This is a genomic window from Alitabrizicola rongguiensis, from assembly GCF_021491355.1.
Lineage (GTDB): Bacteria > Pseudomonadota > Alphaproteobacteria > Rhodobacterales > Rhodobacteraceae > Aliitabrizicola > Aliitabrizicola rongguiensis.
Window position 1 is genome coordinate 685,331 of sequence record NZ_JAKENF010000003.1, and the last position, 15,534, is coordinate 700,864.

General features: G+C 65.2%; 15 protein-coding genes. 9 read left to right on the forward strand and 6 right to left on the reverse strand.

The features are described 5' to 3' along the window. Positions 1-195 precede the first annotated feature (195 nt). The gene (locus L0V05_RS14835) at positions 196-387 is read right to left on the reverse strand and encodes a hypothetical protein (protein ID WP_234871753.1); all 192 of its coding nucleotides are present in this window, start codon (positions 385-387) and stop codon (positions 196-198) included. 204 nt (positions 388-591) lie between these two features. Between L0V05_RS14835 and edd the strand changes: the two genes are divergently transcribed. Together edd and L0V05_RS14845 are read left to right on the forward strand one after the other, a co-directional pair. Next, on the forward strand, positions 592-2,397 hold the full coding sequence (gene edd, locus L0V05_RS14840; protein ID WP_234871755.1) for a phosphogluconate dehydratase: 1,806 nt from the start codon (positions 592-594) through the stop codon (positions 2,395-2,397). Positions 2,398-2,429: 32 nt separating this feature from the next. After that, positions 2,430-3,065 carry a bifunctional 4-hydroxy-2-oxoglutarate aldolase/2-dehydro-3-deoxy-phosphogluconate aldolase gene (locus L0V05_RS14845; RefSeq protein ID WP_234871757.1) on the forward strand — a complete coding sequence of 212 codons (636 nt, stop codon included), beginning with the start codon at positions 2,430-2,432 and terminating at the stop codon, positions 3,063-3,065. A gap of 68 nt (positions 3,066-3,133) precedes the next feature. Here L0V05_RS14845 and L0V05_RS14850 read toward each other — a convergent pair whose 3' ends face one another. Beyond that, positions 3,134-3,409 carry a hypothetical protein gene (locus L0V05_RS14850; RefSeq protein WP_234871759.1) on the reverse strand — a complete coding sequence of 92 codons (276 nt, stop codon included), beginning with the start codon at positions 3,407-3,409 and terminating at the stop codon, positions 3,134-3,136. Next, entirely contained in the window at positions 3,396-6,251 is a 2,856-nt protein-coding gene (locus L0V05_RS14855) for a [protein-PII] uridylyltransferase family protein (protein WP_234871761.1), read from the reverse strand. The genes L0V05_RS14850 and L0V05_RS14855 overlap by 14 nt, the downstream gene beginning before the upstream one ends. Before the next feature lie 171 nt (positions 6,252-6,422). On the opposite strand from L0V05_RS14855, the gene L0V05_RS14860 reads away from it, so the two are divergent. From L0V05_RS14860 to ilvN, 7 genes are all read left to right on the forward strand, one after another. Next, positions 6,423-6,866, forward strand: a complete 444-nt coding sequence (locus L0V05_RS14860; RefSeq protein ID WP_234871763.1) for a DUF2852 domain-containing protein — start codon at positions 6,423-6,425, stop codon at positions 6,864-6,866. A 74-nt stretch (positions 6,867-6,940) separates the two neighbouring features. Continuing rightward, positions 6,941-7,378: an RDD family protein gene (locus L0V05_RS14865; protein WP_234871765.1), complete on the forward strand. Its 438-nt coding sequence runs from the start codon at positions 6,941-6,943 to the stop codon at positions 7,376-7,378. 80 nt (positions 7,379-7,458) lie between these two features. Next, positions 7,459-8,295, forward strand: a complete 837-nt coding sequence (locus L0V05_RS14870) for an arginyltransferase (protein WP_234871767.1) — start codon at positions 7,459-7,461, stop codon at positions 8,293-8,295. Positions 8,296-8,299: 4 nt separating this feature from the next. Further along, positions 8,300-8,686 carry a VOC family protein gene (locus L0V05_RS14875; RefSeq protein ID WP_234871769.1) on the forward strand — a complete coding sequence of 129 codons (387 nt, stop codon included), beginning with the start codon at positions 8,300-8,302 and terminating at the stop codon, positions 8,684-8,686. Beyond that, complete coding sequence (locus L0V05_RS14880; protein ID WP_234871771.1) at positions 8,683-9,459, forward strand: phosphotransferase enzyme family protein; 777 nt, start codon at positions 8,683-8,685, stop codon at positions 9,457-9,459. The genes L0V05_RS14875 and L0V05_RS14880 overlap by 4 nt, the downstream gene beginning before the upstream one ends. A 305-nt stretch (positions 9,460-9,764) precedes the next feature. Then, a complete protein-coding gene (locus tag L0V05_RS14885) occupies positions 9,765-11,531 on the forward strand; it encodes an acetolactate synthase 3 large subunit (protein ID WP_234871773.1) in 1,767 nt (588 codons plus the stop codon). An 86-nt stretch (positions 11,532-11,617) separates the two neighbouring features. Then, the gene (gene ilvN / locus L0V05_RS14890) at positions 11,618-12,178 is read left to right on the forward strand and encodes an acetolactate synthase small subunit (protein ID WP_234871775.1); all 561 of its coding nucleotides are present in this window, start codon (positions 11,618-11,620) and stop codon (positions 12,176-12,178) included. Here the strand turns inward: ilvN and L0V05_RS14895 are convergent, their stop codons facing one another. The 3 genes from L0V05_RS14895 to L0V05_RS14905 all read right to left on the reverse strand — a co-directional run bounded on the left by L0V05_RS14895 (position 12,179) and on the right by L0V05_RS14905 (position 15,459). Continuing rightward, positions 12,179-12,955 (reverse strand): enoyl-CoA hydratase-related protein, encoded by a 777-nt coding sequence (locus L0V05_RS14895; RefSeq protein WP_234871777.1) that lies wholly within the window; start codon positions 12,953-12,955, stop codon positions 12,179-12,181. It abuts the gene before it with no gap. Positions 12,956-13,021: 66 nt separating this feature from the next. Further along, the gene (locus L0V05_RS14900) at positions 13,022-13,492 is read right to left on the reverse strand and encodes a cytochrome c-type biogenesis protein (protein ID WP_234871779.1); all 471 of its coding nucleotides are present in this window, start codon (positions 13,490-13,492) and stop codon (positions 13,022-13,024) included. After that, entirely contained in the window at positions 13,489-15,459 is a 1,971-nt protein-coding gene (locus L0V05_RS14905; protein WP_234871781.1) for a heme lyase CcmF/NrfE family subunit, read from the reverse strand. The genes L0V05_RS14900 and L0V05_RS14905 overlap by 4 nt, the downstream gene beginning before the upstream one ends. Positions 15,460-15,534: the final 75 nt, after the last annotated feature.

The window sequence follows — 15,534 nt, forward strand, 5'->3', positions numbered from 1 at the left end:
TTATGAAACCGGCCTACCCCACGCTGCCATCCGAATGATGGCTCATCGAATGGCGCATCTGTCGGCAACGGGCGCGTTCATGATGCGTCTTTCTTTCCGAAGATTGTGGCCAAGCGTCATCCAATTCTCCCAATTGGACGCCATAGAAGCTGCCACAGCAACAATGGCTGCTGAGGCAGACACCGTCAGTTCTCTTTATTCAACCGGCAGAATCCGCGGGGATATCTGGAGCCGGTGGGCCAGACCACGCGTCAGAGTGCGAAAGAATGCGGCGGCTCCAGCTACTATTTCCCGGTTGCGCTCGATATGCGCGGCGCGGATGAACGCGTCGACATCGACCTCGGCAAGGCTGCGATACTGGCGGAGGTTGGTTGCATCGGTGGTCATCATCAAAGTTCCTTCGTGACGGACACACCTCCCTGCCGCTAATCTAGACGTGTTGCGAAGAGTTGCATTCCCCGTTTGCGCAACCCCGCCATGCGCCACGTCAATAGCACTGACATATTGAGGAGTCCTCGATTGTTGTTAGCGCTAACAGACAATGCTATATAGCCGCCAGCCTAACGCCCGTGAGCCAGAACGGAGACGCCCATGACACTCGACAGAACCATTGCCCGGGTCACCGACAGGATCCGCGCCCGGTCGGAAGACCGTCGGGGTCTCTATCTCGAGCGTCTGCGGAAGTCGGTCTCTGACGGGCCGGTCCGAGCGCATCTTGCCTGCGGCAACCAGGCCCATGCCTTTGCGGCGATGGGCGAGGACAAGGAGGCGCTCGCCGAGGGGCGCAACCCTAACATTGGTATCGTCACCGCCTACAACGACATGCTGTCGGCCCACCAACCGTTCGAAAGCTATCCGGGCCAGATCCGCGCCGCCGCGCGGCGGGCCGGGGCGACGGCCCAGGTTGCGGGCGGCGTCCCTGCGATGTGCGATGGAGTGACACAGGGCCAGCCCGGCATGGAGTTGTCGCTTTTCTCTCGCGACGTGATCGCGCTCGCCGCTGGCGTGGCGATGAGCCACAACTGCTTCGATGCCGCGCTTTACCTGGGCGTCTGCGACAAGATCGTGCCGGGCCTCATCATCGCTGCCGCGACATTTGGTCATGTGCCGAGCGTGTTCGTGCCCGCGGGGCCGATGACCTCTGGCCTGCCGAACGACGAGAAGTCCAGGATCCGCAACCAGTTCGCCACGGGGGAGGTCGGCCGCGACGCACTGATGGCGGCCGAGATGGCCAGCTATCACGGTCCCGGCACCTGCACCTTCTACGGCACCGCCAACACCAACCAGATGCTGATGGAGTTCATGGGGTTGCACCTGCCCGGTGCCAGTTTCGTCAATCCCGGCACCGAACTTCGTTCCGCCCTGACCGACGCCGCCGTCGAACGCGCAGCCTCGATCACCGCGCTTGGCAATGATTTCAGGCCCGTGGGTGAAATCCTCGACGAACGTGCCTTCGTCAATGGCATTGTCGGGCTGATGGCGACGGGTGGCTCGACCAACCTCGTGCTGCACCTGCCGGCGATGGCGCGGGCAGCGGGCGTGATCCTCGACCTGCAGGATTTTTCCGATATCTCGGACGTGGTGCCGTTGATGGCCAAGGTCTATCCCAATGGACTGGCCGACGTGAACCATTTCCATGCCGCCGGCGGACTTGGCTACATGATCGGCCAACTTATTGATGCAGGCCTTCTGCATCCGGATGCACGGACGGTCGCGGGCGATGGTCTCGACCTCTACCGTCAGGAACCGAAGCTCAAGGACGGCAAGCTTGTCTGGGAAGCGGGCGCCCGCGAAAGCCTCAACGACAAGATCCTGCGCCCCGCCTCGGCCCCGTTCCAGAAATCCGGCGGACTGAAGCAACTGACCGGCAATCTTGGCCGGGGCGTCATCAAGGTTTCCGCCGTCGCGCCCGAGCGCCACATCGTCGAGGCGCCCGCCCGGGTTTTCCACGACCAGTCCGAGGTCAAGGCTGCCTTCAAGTCGGGTCAGTTCACGTCCGATACAGTTGTCGTGGTCCGCTTCCAGGGGCCGCGGGCCAACGGGATGCCGGAACTTCATTCGCTGACGCCGATGTTGTCGGTCCTCCAGGATCGCGGGCTCAAGGTGGCGCTGGTGACCGACGGGCGCATGTCCGGCGCCTCGGGCAAGGTGCCTGCCGCAATTCACGTAAGCCCCGAAGCGGCCGACGGCGGGCCGTTGGCCCGTCTTCGCGACGGCGACATCGTGCGGCTGGATGCCGTGGCCGGAACGCTGACAGTCATGGCCGAGGGTTTTGACAGCCGCGAGCTGGTTGTTGCCGACCTGTCGGCCAATGGCCACGGGATCGGGCGCGAACTGTTCGCGGCTTTCCGCACCCATGTCGGCCCCGCCACCGAGGGCGCGGCCCTCGTCGTCTGATCCGGTCCGCGATCGTACAAGGAGAAACTGCCATGACCCCCGCCGAGCAAAGCCAGGCCGCGCTTGAAATCTGCCAACTTGCCCCGGTGGTGCCGGTGCTGGTGATCGACGAGTTGGCCCATGCACGACCGCTGGCAGAAGCCCTGGTCAAGGGCGGGTTGCCGGCGCTGGAAGTCACGCTTCGGACCCCGGTCGCGCTGGACGCGATCCGCGCCATGGCCGAGGTGGCCGGCGGGATTGTTGGCGCCGGAACGCTTCTTACCCCGGCGGACGTGAAAGCGGCAAAGAAGGCCGGTGCGCAGTTCGGTGTTTCTCCCGGCGCGACCGAGCGTCTGGTCGCCGCCTGTGAGGACGAGGGCCTGCCCCTGCTCGCTGGCGCGGTGACGGCCAGCGAGGTGATGGCGCTTCTGGAACGCGGCTATTCCATGCTCAAGTTCTTTCCGGCCGAAACCTCTGGCGGGGCGGCGGCAGTGAAGGCCCTCGGTGGACCGATGCCGCAGGTCAGCTTCTGCCCGACCGGCGGCATCAGCCTGAAGAACGCGCGCGACTATCTGATCCAGAAGAATGTGGTCTGCGTGGGGGGCAGTTGGGTCGCGCCGAAGGAGGCCATGGCCAAGGGCGACTGGGCAGAGATCACCCGGCTGGCTGCCGAGGCGGCGGCACTCTGAAAGCCGTTCCTCGAACTTTCTGCGTGAACCCCGGAGCGGGTGGGGACTTTCGTCGAAAAATCGTCCGGTTACCCGGTTGCGCCCACACGGGCCGCGCGGCCGCCGCGCCGTTTGGGCGAAGCCGGCATGTTCAACCCGTCCTTCAGGACAGCGCTCATCGGGTGATCGGGCTCGGCGATCGCATATTCCGCGATCAACGTCCGGACGGCCTCTGGGATCTGGGCATCGACCGGCAGGCTCAGCGCCCAGTCGATGAAGACCGACCTGCACTGATCGGGGGTGATACCCTCGATCCGGTAGCTTTCCCGTACCAGCCCCTTCGGATCGGCCTCATGCACCAGCATCGCCCGTCTCCTCATTGTGCGTCTCCCCGCCCTGCGCGGCCACATCCCCACCGACACCCAGGCGGGCATCGATGATTGATGCTGCATCATCCGTCGCCTCGACCAACGCCGCCGTCAAGGATGCGACGGTTTGCATGTCGGTTTCGCGCAGAAGGAAGGCCCGGCCGCCCTCGCCCCAGGTCTCCGGAGGCAAAGCCTCGTCAGCGATCAGGCGCGAGGCTGACTGGACGCGCCAGCAAAGCCGGTAGGTGGTCAGCAACCTCGCCTCGTCGGCTGCCGTCAGGAATCCGGCCTTCACTCCGGCGCGCAGTTGCGCCTCGACTCGGCGTTGCGGGCTTCCAGCATGCAGCGCCGCTGTCTGGGCCAGAAGCTCGATGTCCATCAGTCGCCCGGGTCCGTTCTTGGCCTCCCAGTCGCCGCCGGCGGGTTTGGCACTCCTGAGGCGCGCGCGCATCTCGGCCACGTCGGTCAGGACTTTCTCTCCCCGTCCCTTGGCCGCCAGCAGATCACGGCGGAAGGTCTCGATCCGGTCGCCAAGCGCCCGATTCCCGGCAATGGCGCGGGCACGGGTAAGGGCGAGGTGCTCCCACGTCCAGGCCTCGTCCTGCTGATAGGCGCAGAAGGCGTCGAACGAAGTGGCAACCGGCCCCTGGCGGCCAGACGGGCGCAGGCGCATGTCGACTTCGAAGAGCCTTCCCTCGGCCATCGGCGCGGTCAGGGCCGTGACCAGCGCCTGTGTCAGCCGGGCATACCATGTGCGGCTCGGCAACGGACGTCGCCCCTCGCTTATGTCTTGGCCGGCGGGGTCATAGATCACGATCAGATCAAGATCGGAACCGGCATTGAGTTGACCGGCGCCAAGGCTGCCCATCGCGAGCACCGTGGCCCCCTCGCCCGGAGGCGGGCCATGGCGGGCGGCCACTTCCGCCTCGACATGTGGATAAAGGGCGGCGACCACCGCCTCGGCCAGTTCCGCATAGGACTTGCCTGCCTCGAAAGCGTCGATCAGGCCGCGCAGGTGATGCACACCGATGCGGAAATGCCATTCCTTCATCCACCGCCGCGCCGCATCGAGGCGGCGTTCGTAATCGGCCGCATCGTCGAGTTGGGCCGCAAGCATCTGTGTCAGGGCGGCCGTTCCCGGCCAGGGCGCGAAGAAAGAACCACCGATCACTCCGTCTAGCACGCCCGAATTGCGCGACAGGTACGAGGCGAGTGCAGGCGAGGTCGAGCAGATGTCGACGATCAGGTCCACAAGCACAGGGTTGGCCTCGAACAGCGAGAAAAGCTGCACCCCGGCGGGCAGCCCGGCAAGGAAACCGTCGAGCGCCAGAAGCGCTTCGTCCGGGTTGCTCGCCCGCGAGAGGCTCTTGAGCAGGCTCGGTCTGAGGCGGCGGAAGATCGCAGAGGCTCGATCGGATCGAAGTGCCGGATAGCGCGACCAGTTGGCGACGATCGACCGCGCATGGTCGCTGAGGTCCGGCCCCTCCGCCGCTTCCGAGGGCGCGAAGAAGCCCCCGGTCAGGCGTTCGACACGCTCCAGACGGTCAAGAAGATTGCGGCGGAAAGCGTCGACATCCGACTGTCCGAGAAAATGCGCGATCCGCGCGATGCCATCGGCGGTCGGCGGCAGGGTCTGGGTCTGCGCGTCGTTCACCATCTGAAGGCGATGCTCGATCTCACGCCAGTCGCGATAGGTCTGCGTCAGCTCGTCGGTCACGTCTGGCGGCACCCAGCCCTTGGCCGCAAGCGCGGCAAGGCCTCCGACAGTCGTGCGGTCGCGCAAGTCGGGGTCGCGGCCGCCGGCAATCAGCTGACGTGTCTGGGTAAAGAACTCGATCTCGCGGATGCCGCCCTGCCCGAGTTTCATGTTGTGGCCCTCGAGCTGGAGAGGGCCATGCAGATGGCGATGGTCGCGGATGCGGAGGCGCATGTCATGGGCATCCTGGATTGCGGCGTAGTCGAGGTGCTTGCGCCAAACAAAGGGGGTGAGCGTCTTGAGAAACCGTTCGCCCGCCGCCAGATCCCCGCCGCAGGGACGCGCCTTGATATAGGCCGCACGTTCCCAGGTCCGGCCCTGCGCCTCGTAATAGGCTTCGGCGGCGGCCATCGACAGGCAGACGGGCGTTACCGCCGCGTCGGGCCGCAGGCGCAGATCGGTCCGGAATACATAGCCATCTCCGGTCTGGTCCGACAGAAGCGCGGTCAACTTGCGGGTGACCCGGATGAAGGCCGTGCGCGCCTCCTGATCTTCGCCGGGATAACGTGCCTCGTCGAACAGGCAGATAAGGTCAATGTCGGAGGAGTAGTTCAGCTCCCCTGCCCCCATCTTTCCCATGGCAAGCGCGACCATGCCCGCCCCGGTCGCCGCGTCGGATTCTACCGTTCCAGGCAGCTTTCCCCGGCGGATTTCCTCGGCGACGAAGGCGGATATGCCAAGGGAAACCGCCCGGTCCGCAAGGATCGTCAGGGCCGTGGTGACCTGTTCCAGCGACCAGACCCCGCCAAGGTCGGCCAGGGCGGTCAGCAAGGCCACCCGGCGCTTGGTGCGCCGAAGCGCGGGCGCGAGAGGCTCGGCGCCAAGACCGTCGAGCGTGGCCAGTTCCAGAGAAAGACGCACCTCCGGCGCCTCTGTCATGGCCTCTCTCAGCCAGTCCGCTTCCCGCCGCATCAAATCACGCAAGAAGGGGCTGCAGCCCGCGGTCGCCGCCAAAAGATCCCGCAGGGGAGCGGGTATGTCTGCAAAGACCAAGGCAACATCCTTGGCTGCCTCGGCCTCATGCGGAATCGGCAGGCGCGTCAATCGTGCGGCAAAGGCGGTGGGTTGGGCGGTCGAGTGCATGCGCAGACTGTGGCGGCAGGTGTGGCCGGGGTCAATCTGGCGAAAATCCGCTGATGCAGAGTTCGGCACCAGTCGATGTGAATTTCTTTAACATCGGGTCTTGACCGCATCCCTGCACTTCCCATCTGATGCAATGTGAAAAGCATTCACATCAACCTCGGGAGACCGCCCATGAACACCTATACGGCGTCGGACACCGGCACCGGCATCTTCAGTTGGCCTCGTCGGGCGGAAGCCTGGCTTGACGATCGTGGCAAGCCCGCCTGGATCGCGGCCACCGTCCTTGGCTTTGTCGTCTTCTGGCCCGTGGGCATTGCCCTTCTCGGCTACACCATCTGGAGCAAACGCATGTTCAACCGTTCCGCCTGCCACGCCCGCCGCGAACAGTTCCGCGAGATGCACCGCATGCATCGCAGCGCCTGGATGCCTTCGGGTAACACCGCCTTCGACGCCTACAAGGCCGAAACGCTTCGGCGGCTCGAGGAAGAACAGGATGCGTTCAACTCCTTCCTGCAGCGTCTGCGTGACGCGAAGGACAAGCAGGAGTTCGACGCCTTCATGGAAGACCGGGCCCGCAAGGCCACCGAGACGAAATCGGACTCGCCCGAGGCGTGACCCCCTTCCGCTGACCGATGCGCGGCCCCATATGGGCCGCGTGTCCCAACCATTTCTTTTGGAACAACAGTACAATGACCGCCCTGCCCGATCCGTACTTTCAGGCCGAGTTCTACTCCGACGTGCCGATGAAGCGCGGCCTGGCGTGGATCGTCGATACGATCCTGATCGCCATGCTGACGCTTGTGATCGTGCCGTTCACGGCGTTCACGGCCCTGTTCTTCCTGCCCTTGCTCTACATGACGCTGAGCTTCATGTACCGGACGATATCGCTTGCGCGGAAGTCGGCGACGCCGGGGATGCGGCTCTTCGGGATCGAGTTCCGCTCGCGTGAGGGCGAACGGTTCGATCTGGGCCTCGCGCTGGCCCATACGCTTGGCTACACGCTGTCGATGACGACCGTTCTGGTGCAGGTTTTCTCGATCGTGCTGATGCTGACTTCGGCGCGCCGGCAGGGTCTGACCGACCATGTGCTCGGAACCGTGGCAATCAACCGTCCTTCCAACTGGTAAGTCGCCACGCAACCCAACTGGATGCTTGGCGGCGAGGTCGGGTCTTGCTAACGTCTGCAAAATCCTGACTGCAATTCCAGATGCGCCACACGCTACCCATAGCGCCCCAGTTCTATGTGACGGCTCCCCAAGCCTGCCCCTATCTCGAGGGGCGGATGGAAAGGAAACTGTTCACGGCGCTGCAGGGAGATCACGCGCAGAAGCTGAATGACACGCTGTCGAAGCAGGGATTCCGCCGGTCTCAGAACGTGCTGTACCGCCCGTCCTGTGCCGAATGCTCGGCCTGCATATCGGCCCGGATCCGCGTATCTGACTTTCAGCCGTCGCGCACGCAGCGCCGCATCCTGAAGCGCAACGCCGGCCTTCAGCGCAATGCGACAAGCCCCTGGGCGACCGAAGACCAATATGCGCTGTTCCGTCGCTATCTCGACCATCGCCATGCCGATGGCGGGATGGCCGACATGGATATCTTCGAATTCGCGGCGATGATCGAGGAAACCCCGATCCGCAGCCGGGTGATCGAGTATACCTCCGCCCCCGAGCCCGGCGATACGGCACGGCCGCTGACGGCGGTCTGCCTGACCGATGTGCTCGATGACGGATTGAGCATGGTCTACAGCTTCTACGATCCCGAACTGACGGCCGACAGCCTTGGCACCTATGTCGTGCTGGACCATGTGGCGATCGCCCGCGAGCTGGGCCTGCCCTACGTCTATCTGGGTTACTGGGTGCCCGGCAGCCGCAAGATGGGCTATAAGGCCAAGTTCAACGCGCTCGAGATCTACAAGGGCGGTGTCTGGCGCGACATCGGCGACCCGGCCGATCACAAGGCCGAACTCCACCCCCTCTCGGTCGATCCCATAGCCGAGCAGGTCGCCCGCATCACCCTGCCCGACAGCCGCGCGAAATCCGAGTAAGCGGATGACCGGCGCGAGTCTGGGCGCGGTGGCGCTTCTGGTGCACGACTATGACCCTGCGATCGACTTTTACACCCGTGTACTGGGCTTCCGCCTGACCGCCGACATCGACCAGGGGCGCAAGCGGTGGGTCACGGTTGCTCCGCCCGGCGGCGGGTCCGCGCTCGTCCTCGCCCGCGCCGAGGGAGACCGTCAGAATGCGGCGGTGGGAGACCAATGCGGCGGGAGGGTTTTCCTGTTTCTCGAAACCGATGACTTTGCGCGCGACCATGCCGCCTTGACGGCGGCAGGTATCCTGTTCGAGGAAGAGCCGCGCCATGAACCCTATGGGACCGTCGCCGTGTGGCGAGACCCTTGGGGCAACCGATGGGACCTGATCGAACGCAAATGACTCCTCCTGCCCGCATTGATCCGCCCGATCTTTCAGCCTTCGGGACCTTCCGCGTGCTCGGACCCATGGTTGGCGGCCGCCGCGCCACCGTCTGGCGGGTCGAGGACGACATGGGCCGGCTCTACGTCGCCCGCAGCACCCGGCGGAGCGAGGCGCAATTGCGGTGGGTCTTGTCGCTGATGCGGCTTGCCCGCCAGGCCGGTTTCCGGGTTGCCCCCTACCGTACGACGTTGAGTGGTGCGGTCGCCCCTGCGGGCTGGACGCTCGAGCCCTTCCTCGACGGGCGTGGGGCGGGCGTGGCCGAGATGCGGGCGCTGGCGCCGCGCATCCGCGCTTTTCACGACCTGACGGCAGGGATTCCGCAACGCCCGGGCTTCGCCTCTTGCCTTGATCTTGTTACGGGCGATCGCGGCGGCGATGTGGACTTGTCCTTGGTGCCAGTCGACCTCGCCACGGAAATGCGCGCGACCTGGGAACCCTTTCTCGGCCGGCCGACCGCGGCGCTGCATGGCGATCTCGGGCCGGGCAACGTCCTGATGGCAGTCGGCGGGCCTGCCCTGATCGACTGGGACGAGGCGCGCTGCGACCTGCCGCTGCACGACCTGGCCACGGGCGGCGAGCTTTCGGTCACAGAGGCCCGCGCCCATCTCGCCTTCGAGATCGCTACGAGCTGGAGGGACGAGCCGGACTATGCCCGGGAACTGCTGGGGCAGTTCCGCCCCGTCGGCTTTCCCGATCCCCCGCGCAGGGCGAGTCGGGTGTTGCGCATCTGAACGTGCTGCCGGTCGTTTTCCGCTTGTTGCGCGATCTCGGTCGACAAACGAAAGAAACGTGCGGCATTTTGGCCCGCCACGACACTTTCTATGCGCTTTTGCTGTTGACCTGCCCGAAGCCGCGCCCTAGACACCTCGTGCAGCGGATGGAGAGCATGATGGCTCTGGTACTTGTACTTGGAAGGACGTGGCGCATGGGCCGGTGACGGCACACCATGATGGTAACCATGCGCCCCCGATGAACTCGGGGGCTTTTTCATTCTGGCGGCACGACAGGCCCGGACGGGCAAGCAGAGGAACAGGCGATGAGCAAGGCGCAGAGCCGGCAGATGACCGGCGCAAGGATGGTGGTGCAGGCGCTGAAGGATCACGGGGTCGACGTGGTCTTCGGCTATCCGGGCGGCGCCGTGCTTCCGATCTATGACGAGATCTTCCAGCAGAACGACATCCGCCACATCCTTGTCCGTCACGAACAGGGCGCGGTCCACATGGCCGAGGGCTATGCCCGCTCGACCGGGAAACCGGGCGTGGCGCTGGTGACCTCGGGCCCCGGCGCGACCAATGCCGTGACCGGACTGACCGATGCGCTGATGGATTCGATCCCGCTCGTCGTGCTGTCCGGCCAGGTTCCGACCTTCATGATCGGCACCGACGGGTTTCAGGAGGCCGATACGGTCGGCATCACCCGGCCCTGCACCAAGATGAACTGGCTGGTGAAGGACACTTCGAAACTGTCGGACACCATTCACCAGGCGTTCCATGTTGCCACCCAGGGTCGCCCCGGCCCGGTCTTGATCGACATACCGAAGGACGTGCAGTTCGCGACCGCCGACTACACCCCGCCCGAAAGCGCGCGGATCGGCCATTACCAGCCGCGTACCAAGGGCGACCCCGAGATGATCGAGGCGCTGGTCGAGATGATCGAGACCGCTGAACGCCCGGTCTTCTATACCGGCGGCGGCGTGGTGAACTCGGGGCCGGCCGCCTCGCGACTACTGCGCGAACTGGTCGAGGCCACGGGCTTTCCGATCACCTCGACTTTGATGGGTCTGGGCGCCTATCCGGCGAGCGGAAAGCACTGGCTGGGGATGCTTGGAATGCACGGCCTCTACGAGGCCAACCTCGCCATGCATGGCTGCGACGTGATGATCAATGTCGGCGCCCGCTTCGACGACCGGATCACCGGCCGGGTCAAGGACTTCTCTCCCCATTCCCGCAAGGCGCATATCGACATCGATCCCTCCTCGATCAACAAGGTGATCCGCGTCGAGGTGCCGATCGTCGGCGATGTGTCCTCGGTGCTGGAAGACGTGCTGGAACGGTGGGTCGCGCGCGGCCGCAAGGTGAACCGCGAGGCGCTGGCCAAGTGGTGGGCGAAGATTGGCGAGTGGAAGGCGGTCAAATGCCTGAGCTACAAGCCCTCGACCAAGACCATCAAGCCGCAATACGCGCTGGAACGGCTCGAGGCGCTGACCAAGGGCATGGACCGCTACATCACCACGGAAGTGGGACAGCACCAGATGTGGGCGGCGCAGTTCCTGGGCTTCGAGGAACCGAACCGCTGGATGACGAGCGGAGGGCTCGGGACCATGGGCTATGGCCTGCCCGCCTCGATCGGCGTGCAGATCGCCCATCCGGAGGCGCTGGTCATCAACGTCGCGGGCGAGGCCTCGTGGCTGATGAACATGCAGGAGATGGGCACGGCGATGCAGTTCCGCGCGCCGGTCAAGCAGTTCATCCTGAACAACGAACGCCTCGGCATGGTTCGCCAGTGGCAGGAACTGCTGCATGGCGAGCGCTACAGCCATTCCTGGTCGGAGAGCCTGCCCGATTTCGTCAAGCTCGCAGAGGCCTTCGGTTGCAAGGGCATCAAGTGCTCGGACCCGAAGGACCTCGACGACGCGATCATGGAGATGATCCGCTACGACGGACCGGTGATCTTCGACTGCCTGGTCGAGAAGCACGAGAACTGCTTCCCGATGATCCCGTCAGGCAAACCGCACAACGAGATGCTGCTGGGCGAGGCCGACACGCAGGGCGTGATCGGGGCCAAGGGCGCGGTGCTGGTCTGAAGCGGAGAGCGCCGGGGGACTTTGCGTCCCCCGGACCCCCTGCAGGATATTTGTGAACAGAAGAATGACAGGAAGGGAGCAGGCCGATGTCGCCGCTCAACATCAAGAAAGGCTCGACGAGCCATTCCGCCTATGACCTTCGGGATCCCCATGCCGAGGTGATCGAGGTTCACACCCTCGCCGTGCTGGTCGACAACGAAAGCGGGGTTCTGGCGCGGGTGATCGGCCTGTTCTCGGGACGGGGCTACAACATCGAGAGCCTGACCGTGGCCGAGGTCGACCGCACCGGCCACCGCAGCCGCATCACCGTCGTCACCACCGGCACGCCGCAGGTAATCGACCAGATCAAGGCTCAGCTGTCGCGGATGGTTCCGGTGCACGAGGTGCATGACCTCACCGTGGATGGTCCGGCGGTGCAGCGCGAGCTCGCGCTGTTCAAGGTCGCTGGCAAGGGTGAGCACCGGATCGAGGCGCTCCGTCTGGCCGAGATCTTCCGCGCCAATGTGGTCGACTCGACGCTCGAGAGCTTTGTCTTCGAGATCACCGGGACGCCGGAAAAGATCGACGCCTTCGGTGACCTGATGAGGCCGCTGGGCCTGCGCGAGATCGCGCGGACCGGCGTGGCGGCGCTGGCGCGCGGGGTCTGATCAGGCCCCGATGTAGCGCGGCTTTCGCTTCTCGAGGAAGGCGGCGACGCCTTCCTTGAAATCCTCGGTCCGCCCGCACTGGCCCTGAAGCCGCGCCTCGAGCGCCAGCTGTTCGGCAAGCGTGTTGCCGGGCGCGGCCCGCAGCGCCTGCTTGGCGGCGCGATAGGCCGCGGTCGGACCCTGGGCGAGCCGCATGGCGCGATCGCGCCAGCGGGTTTCGAAGTCGGAATCGGCGACAGCCTCGTAGATCATCCCCCACTCGGCCGCCTGCCGCGCCGGCACCGGATCGGCGAACAGGCAGGCCCCCATGGCGCGCGGCATGCCGATCTGGCGTGGCAGCCACCAGGTTCCCCCCGCGTCCGGGATCAGCCCGATCCGGCTGAAGGCCTGCACGAAGACCGAGCTTTCCGCGGCGATCACCACATCGGCGGCCAGCGCGAGATTGGCGCCGGCCCCCGCCGCCGCGCCATTGACCGCCGAGATCGTCGGGATCGGGCAGTCGTAGATCGCCATCAAGAGCGGGACATATTCGTCGTTTAGCACCTCCTCGAAGTCGAGGGCGCCCTGCATCGCCGGGTCTGACAGGTCCTGGCCAGAACAGAAGGCGCGCCCCGTGCCGGTCAGGACCACCGCCCTCGCCTCGCCCGCCGCCCGCCCAATCGCGTCGATCAGCTCCCCGCGCAGCATGCGGTTCAGCGCGTTCATCACTTCTGGGCGGTTTAGCGCGATGACGGCAAGTCCATCGACTTCGGTGTAGGTGATCGTCTCGTACGGCATGCGCTTCTCCCCTGGCCTGACCGCGATCCTATCGGGGTCCTCGGCCAAGGGAAGCGGGACGACACGTCACTGCTGCATGAGTTCGTCGAGCCGCTTCTTCTCCTGCTCGCTCAGCACCTCCGGAGACGGAGGCAATGCCACCCGGCGGTAGCGGCGGGAATTGGCATAGACGGCGATCCCGATCCCGGCGATCAGCATCGCCGGCCCGGCAATCCACAGGATGAGGTTCGCGCCGTGGGTCGTCGGCTTGAGCAGGACATACTCGCCGTAGCGGTCAACCAGATAGGCCACCGCCTGATCGTCGGTGTCGCCTGCGGTCAGACGTTCGCGCAGGAGAATCCGCAGGTCGCGGGCGAGCGGGGCGTTGCTGTCGTCGATGTTCTCGTTTCGGCAGACAAGGCAACGGAGGTTCTGCGACAGGGCACGCGCCCGGGCTTCCAGCGTGGGATCCGGCAGGATCTCGTCCGGCTGCACCGCATGGGCCGCGGGCGCCAGCAGACTCAGGGCCAGAGCCGTGGCGGCGAGAAGGCGCTTCATTCGGCAGGCACCGCGTTCGCCGGTCGCCGCGCCCCGGCCGCGATGCGATAGCGGCGGTCGGTGAGGCTGAGCACCCCGCCCCCCGCCATCATCAGGGATCCGAGCCAGATCCAGTTGGCAAAGGGCTTGATATAGCTGCGCACGGCCCAACCCCCATCTTCCTGCTGATCGCCGATCACCAGATAGACATCGCGGGTCACGCCATAGTCGATGGCGGCCTCGGTCGTGGGCATCCGCGCGAAGGTGTAGCTGCGCTTCTCGGGATGAAGCGTGGCAATCTCGCGCCCATCCTTGGTGATCGTCATGGTTGCCATGTGCGAGGTGTAGTTCGGCCCCTGAATCTCATCGACGCCAGTCAGCGTCACCTGATAGGGGCCAAGGGCAAAGGGTTCGCCGGGCTTGACCACCCGGATATCCTCGACCGCCCAGGCGTTGATTGCCGCAACGGCGAAGATCGTCGTGCCGAAGCCCGCATGGGACAACGCCTTGCCCCAGTCAGCGCGGGGCAATCGCGTCAGGCGCGACAGGCGATCGGATATGGTCCCCCTGCCCGCGCGCAGCCAGAGGTCAGTCAGCGCCCCGAGGATCACCCAGGCGGCAAGCAGGGCGCCGATCGGGCCAAGAGCGGATCGTCCGGTCTGGACCGACCAGATCAGCACGGCAAGCGCGAGCGACAGTACCAGAGCGCCGCGCAGCGGCAGGATCGCACGGCGGAGATTGCCGCGCTTCCAGGGCAGGATCGCCCCGATCGGCAGGATCAGGGCCAGAGCGATCATGAAGGGCGTGAAGGCCGCGTTGAAGAAAGGCGCGCCGACCGACAGCTTGCGACCAAATCCCATCTCGGCGACCAGCGGCCAGATCGTGCCGACAAAGACGACGAAGGCCGAAACCGAAAGAAGGATGTTGTTCGCGACCAGCGCGCTTTCGCGGCTCACCAGCGAGAAGATGCCCTTCGCTTCCATCGCGCCAGCGCGGGCGGCAAAGAGGGTCAGCGCACCGCCCATGAAGACCGCGAGGATCAGCAGCACGAAAACCCCGCGCTGCGGATCGTTGGCAAAGGCATGGACAGAGGTTATGACGCCCGAACGCACGAGGAAGGTGCCGATCAGCGAGAAGCCGAAAGCCAGGATCGCGAGAAGGATCGTCCAACTCTTCAGCGACTCCCGCTTCTCCACGACAATTGCGGAATGGAGCAGCGCGGCGGCAAAGAGCCAGGGCATGAAGGAGGCGTTCTCGACAGGGTCCCAGAACCAGAAGCCGCCCCAGCCGAGTTCGTAATAGGCCCACCACGACCCGAGTGCGATGCCGATGGTCAGAAAGATCCAGGCGGCGAGCGTCCAGGGGCGCACCCAACGCCCCCATGCGGCATCGACCCGCCCCTCGAGCAGCGCGGCGACGGCGAAGGAGAAGGACATCGATAGCCCGACATAGCCGAGATAAAGGAAGGGCGGATGGAAGGCGAGGCCCGGATCCTGAAGGAGCGGGTTCATGTCCTGTCCATTCATCGGCGGCATGGCCAGCCGCAGGAACGGGTTTGATGTCAGGATCATGAAGGCCAGGAAGGCAACGCCGATCATCGCCTGCACCGAGAGGACGCGCGCCTTCAGCGTTGTCGGCAGGTTGCCGCCAAAGAGCGTGACCGCCGCGCCGAACAGGGCAAGGATCAACACCCAGAGTAGCAGCGACCCCTCGTGGTTCCCCCAGACGCCCGAGATCTTGTAGATCATCGGCTTCAGCGTGTGCGAATTCTCGACCACCAGCTTGAGCGAGAAGTCGGACGTGACGAACGCCCAGGTCAGCGCCGCAAAGGCAAAACCGACCAGGAGAAGCTGGATCAAGGCGGCAGGCTCGGCCACCGCCATCCAGGACGACCAGCGACGATGCGCGCCGACCAAGGGGATGGTCGACTGGACCAGTGCCACGACCAGCGCCAGGATCAGCGCGAAATGCCCCAGTTCGACGATCATCCCCGTCCTCCTGCCTAGATGAGCGGCGACACTAGGGCGAATTGGCCGGGTCGGAAAGCGCCTGCGCGCGCTTGT